We start from the raw sequence: 4663 nt of genomic DNA on the forward strand, positions 1-4663 counted from the left end.
ATCAAAGATTTAGAAGCGACTCAGTGTAAATAACAGATATCAAACTTTCATATCGAGAAGTTGGGTTTCATAATTAAGACGGGACTTTGTTCCCGTTTTCGTTTAGATTGTCCCGCTCGCGTCAATATTAGAAAAATAATTCGCTTGTTATGATAACGGAACAAAAAACAGCTAATGTCAACTTTGAGAGTCTTCTCAAGATCTTTACTGTACCTGAAGGTCCTGACTCTACCCTGACCCAAATCGAAGACAAACTTTCGCAAAATCTTAACCAATTCTTGCGAGAGCACATTGTTGCTGAAGAAAAACCCCTAAAAGAAATCGAAAAAGACTTCTCTAATGCGCATATTCCAGAGCAACCGGAATTTGTTTCAGAGCATACAGAGCATCTACTCGATTCTTTGGTTTCACATTCCGTGCATACATCGTCGCCAAGCTTCATTGGTCACATGACCTCTGCACTGCCTTACTTTTTGATGCCTCTATCTAAGATCATGATTGCCCTCAATCAAAACTTAGTAAAAATCGAGACATCTAAAGCTTTTACCCCACTTGAGCGCCAAGTATTGGGGATGTTACACCGCCTGATTTACCAAGATAACGACGGCTTCTATTCAAAGTGGATGCACAGTGCTAATCACTCTCWGGGTGCTTTTTGTTCTGGTGGCACAATTGCGAATATCACAGCGCTGTGGGTTGCCCGAAACAACGCACTTAGAGCTCAAGGTTCTTTTAAAGGTGTTGAGAAAGAAGGCTTGTTTAAAGCCATGAAACATTACGGCTATGAAGGGCTAGCTATTCTTGTTTCTGAGCGAGGTCACTACTCTCTTAAGAAAGCTGCAGATGTCCTAGGTATTGGACAAGAAGGACTGGTATCAGTAAAAACAGATACCAACAACCGCATTTGCCCCCAGGATCTAAAGCTTAAAATCCAGCAATTAAATGAGCAACGAATCAAGCCTTTTGCTGTCATTGGCGTAGCAGGGACAACCGAGACCGGTAACATAGACCCTCTTGCTGAAATAGCTAAAGTTTGCCAAGAGTTCAACTGTCACTTCCATGTCGATGCGGCTTGGGGTGGCGCGACGTTAATGTCTAACAACCACCGTCATCTACTTGATGGAATTGAACTCGCAGACTCTGTAACAATTGACGCCCATAAACAGCTCTATATCCCTATGGGTGCTGGTATGGTGCTATTCAAAAAGCCTGATGCTATGACGGCCATTGAACATCATGCTCAATATATTTTAAGGAAAGGCTCTAAAGACCTAGGCAGCCACACCTTAGAAGGTTCTCGCTCGGGTATGGCGATGTTAGTTTATGCGAGCATGCATATTATTAGCCGTCCAGGTTACGAGCTATTGATAGATCAAAGTATTAATAAAGCTCGTTACTTCGCCAACCTTATTGAACAGCAAGACGACTTTGAACTAGTGAGTGAGCCAGAACTTTGCTTACTAACCTATCGCTACTTACCTCAACAGGTAAAAGTTGCGTTGAATAAAGCAAATGTAGCTCAAAAAGAAGAGTTAAATGAACAGCTAAACGAGCTCACGAAGTTCATACAGAAAAAACAACGTGAAACAGGTAAATCGTTTGTCTCTCGAACGCGTTTAAACCCTGAAAAATGGAATCGCCAAAATATTATTGTTTTCCGAGTTGTCTTAGCGAACCCTCTAACAGGTAATGACATTCTAGATTCAGTTCTGGCCGAGCAACGTGAAATAGCTAAACTAGCGCCAAACCTGATGAAAAAAATCAGCCAACTTGCAACCGCCATCACAGATTAACCTCTCAAATATAGTTACATCAAAATGAAATTTTCTTTCGCTTTGATGTAACTAACACATCATTCTTGTACTAGTTTTATACAATTGAGTATATTTCCGCCTCCAATTTTGTAGTTTTCTAAAATTTTGTTGAGGTTTGTCATATTCTTAAGCATTCATCTAGGCTTTTAGTATTAGCTAAGCTTTAGTTAGGTTTATACTTACCTTATGGTGCTGATTATCTATATCTTTTAGGAATTGAATGTGTAAAACACATGTTTTCTTCCCTCCTTCCCCGGTCGGTTTGATATTAGTTAGCAAGTTGTTCTCTATACCCTCGTGAACACTATGAATACATTAGAAAAAATACAAAAAAACCTAGAAAATTTCAGTAAGTCAGAGCGTAAAGTCGCAGAAGTTATTATGGCTTCACCTCAGACTGCTATTCATTCTAGCATTGCTACTTTAGCGAAAATGGCTGACGTAAGTGAGCCAACTGTTAATCGCTTTTGCCGTCGTTTAGATACGAAAGGTTTCCCAGATTTTAAATTACACTTAGCTCAAAGCTTAGCCAACGGAACCCCTTACGTTAACCGTAATGTAGAGGAAGATGATGGTCCAGATGCCTATACTCATAAGATTTTCGAGTCGACAATGGCATGCTTGGACGTAGCTAAAAACAGCTTAGATTCAATGCAAATCAATCGTGCTGTTGATTTGCTAACTCAAGCAAAACGTATCTCGTTCTTTGGCTTAGGTGCATCTTCAGCTGTTGCCAAAGACGCACAAAACAAGTTTATTAGATTTAATATTCCAATCACTTGTTTCGAAGATATCGTAATGCAACGTATGAGCTGCATTAACTGCAGTGACAATGACGTGATTGTTTTGATCTCTCATACTGGTCGAACGAAAAGCCAAGTTGAAATTGCTAACCTAGCACGTGAAAACGGCGCAACGGTTATTGCTATTACAGCGAAAGATTCACCATTAGACAAAGCAAGTTCGCTTTCAATTTCGTTAGATGTACCTGAAGACACCGACGTATACATGCCTATGGCAAGTCGTGTTGTACAAATGACTGTAATTGATGTGTTAGCAACTGGTTTTACGCTACGCCGTGGTTCAGGCTTTAGAGAAAATCTAAAGCGCGTAAAGGAATCGATTAAAGATTCTCGTTACGAAAAGTACTCACAGTTCTAATAAAAAAGCGGAGCAAGTAGCTCCGCTTTTTTGTATCTAACAACTTCGTTATTCAGTTAAATATCTTCCCCGCACCCACTATCCTAATCACTTAACTTACCGCTTACCTCTTCTATTCAAACGTCAGTTAAACTGCGAGACAGAAAGCTATTCAATATTAGATAGTCCAGCTATTACCTTTTTCACTAACGCTCTGCTCCGCTGAAAATGAGTTGATGACGGAAAACTTAGGTTCACAGTATTGCTCGACTATATCGACATCTGAATGGCAATAAGAAACTTGCTCTAGAATATCTATCAAGCGCTGATAGTTAAGAGGTAACGGATTGCCTTTGATAGCAACCGATTTTAGCGAATCTAAAGCAACCTCGTTAAGTGAGAGTTTGTGAATCCCATAGGTACTTAGGCTTGGGATCGACAACATGTTCAGAACACCTTGTAACCAAGTGATTGAGTCTTCGATTTCAGCCCTTGAGTTCTGCGTGACTATTTGTGCGACTTTTAGGTATCGTTCTAAAATATCATTTCTACCTAATTCTGTTGCGACAGCGATATTCTCCGCCATTACATAAGGAGCAAGGCGACCTGTAATAACACTATGTGGTGCATTTAACTTGCCACCAAGCGCCGACGCGAGACCATGAGCTGCCCCAAGCTTTGCATTGGTTATCGCCATTCCACCAAGCATAGCCGCAAATGAGATAGCCTCTCTATGTTGTGGTTCATCCCGCAGGCATGCTCCTTCAATTGAATCGCTAAGCTTACGCAGCCCTTCTTCACAGATCATATCGGTTAATGGGTTTGGTTGACCACAAACATACGCCTCCATTAAATGAGTAAATATGTCCATCGCGCCACGCCCTGAAGTAAGAGGGTCTGTACCGTAGGTGAGTTTAGGATCAATGATCGCTAGTTCGGCAAGCATGTCTGGACTACGAAGGCTTATCTTTACCTGATCTTGCCCAGACTTTAGCACCGCGTTTTTGGTCACCTCAGCCCCCGTACTTGCTGTGGTCGGAATTGCGATAAAAGGAAGAGGTTTAGCTTTCAATGGAACATTTCTACCAACGACTYCAACGTAATCATATAAATCGCCTTGATTTGGGATGATCGCTGCTAACGCTTTTCCCATATCGATGACGCTACCACCACCAATTGAAATCACCATTTCAGGATTAAACCGCCGAGCTGATATAGCAGCTTCCTCGACCATTTTTATATTTGGCTCTCCACTAATCGCAATATGTTGATAACGCATTGATTGAGACTCAAGGTAGTTAACAATGACTGATGCGCGGTCCAAGTTTTGCCCTGTTACCAAAAGAACGCTATAACCAAATTGATTAAGTAACGACAATGACGACGTTAACGAACCTTCCCCGAAAATAATTCGAGTAGAAGTCATAAATTGAAACATCGGAGTACCTCCCATAAAACCTACAACTATTCGTTACAAACCTGCCGATTAAGGTTTATGAAGATCACACATTGATAGAAAGTTGGTGCTTTACGTCTCTATCAATATTCAACATTTCACTCACAACCAATGCAACTGGTAACGTATTATTTTTATTGTCATTAATCTTACTTGTAAGTTAACTATTTTTTCAAAATTGGCGTCACATCTTGGAGAATAGTTATAAATAGCCAAGATTAGATAAAGCACTGACTATTATTTCAACTGATAG

At 40.6% G+C, this 4663-nt stretch carries 3 protein-coding genes; 2 read left to right on the plus strand and 1 reads right to left on the minus strand.

Translation table 11 applies throughout. The features are described 5' to 3' along the window. Window positions 1-149: 149 nt before the first annotated feature. Window positions 150-1793 carry a pyridoxal-dependent aspartate 1-decarboxylase PanP gene (panP, locus tag L4C33_RS19780; protein ID WP_428814116.1) on the plus strand — a complete coding sequence of 548 codons (1644 nt, stop codon included), beginning with the start codon at window positions 150-152 and terminating at the stop codon, window positions 1791-1793. A gap of 327 nt (window positions 1794-2120) precedes the next feature. Continuing rightward, entirely contained in the window at window positions 2121-2975 is an 855-nt protein-coding gene (locus tag L4C33_RS19785) for a MurR/RpiR family transcriptional regulator (protein ID WP_428814117.1), read from the plus strand. Between the two features lie 157 nt (window positions 2976-3132). On the opposite strand, the gene L4C33_RS19790 is transcribed toward L4C33_RS19785, so the two are convergent. Continuing rightward, the gene (locus L4C33_RS19790; protein ID WP_428814118.1) at window positions 3133-4392 is read right to left on the minus strand and encodes an iron-containing alcohol dehydrogenase; all 1260 of its coding nucleotides are present in this window, start codon (window positions 4390-4392) and stop codon (window positions 3133-3135) included. Window positions 4393-4663: the final 271 nt, after the last annotated feature.

The organism is Vibrio makurazakiensis (assembly GCF_050337375.1).
In the GTDB taxonomy this organism is placed as follows: Bacteria; Pseudomonadota; Gammaproteobacteria; order Enterobacterales; family Vibrionaceae; genus Vibrio; species Vibrio makurazakiensis.